This window comes from Shigella sp. FC1967, assembly GCF_001743005.1.
GTDB lineage: Bacteria > Pseudomonadota > Gammaproteobacteria > Enterobacterales > Enterobacteriaceae > Proteus.
In genome coordinates this window covers 1-494 of the sequence record NZ_MIIZ01001197.1, presented here as the reverse complement: position 1 = coordinate 494, position 494 = coordinate 1, and the positions used below count along the sequence as shown (strand labels likewise).

Below are 494 nucleotides of genomic sequence, written 5' to 3'. Positions count from 1 at the left end.
CCCCGTGAGGAATGTTGTCGTGATCGCCAAGCCACATGCGTAGCCTCAGATCCACCAGCCACCCATCATCCAGGACAACCCAGAAATGCGGTGTCACGATGTCCTTGGTCTGTTCGTTTCGCACAAAGCCATACATGCAGTCATGAGGTACACCCGCTTCATTGAGTAGGTGGCTTACTGCCCATGTCATACCGTCACATTCCATCTGGCAGTCATCCAAGGTCATAAGGACGGCTTCCAGTTCCCGGTGCCACTCCGTCATTTGCTTGGCCGCAGGTTTTACCACCAGCTCGTTTTTGTTTTCTGCCAAGATGATGTCTTCCTCGTCAATATTGCATCCATCTATCGCTTCTGAACGGATGGATACCGCTTCATCCCAGTCATCGCTCGATCCGAAAATGCTCCAACCCTCAAGACCGTAATTCACCCATACGATGAACCGCTTTATCGTTTTCATGTGCGGCCCCCTTTAACCGTGCAACGTTCCCACATAT

Annotated in this window: 1 protein-coding gene; it reads right to left on the bottom strand. The window is 51.4% G+C overall.

Annotated features, from left to right (window positions below; all coding sequences use genetic code 11):
- On the bottom strand, positions 1-457 hold a 457-nt coding region (locus BHE89_RS24000; RefSeq protein ID WP_171742553.1), incomplete at its 3' end, for a hypothetical protein.
- Positions 458-494: the final 37 nt, after the last annotated feature.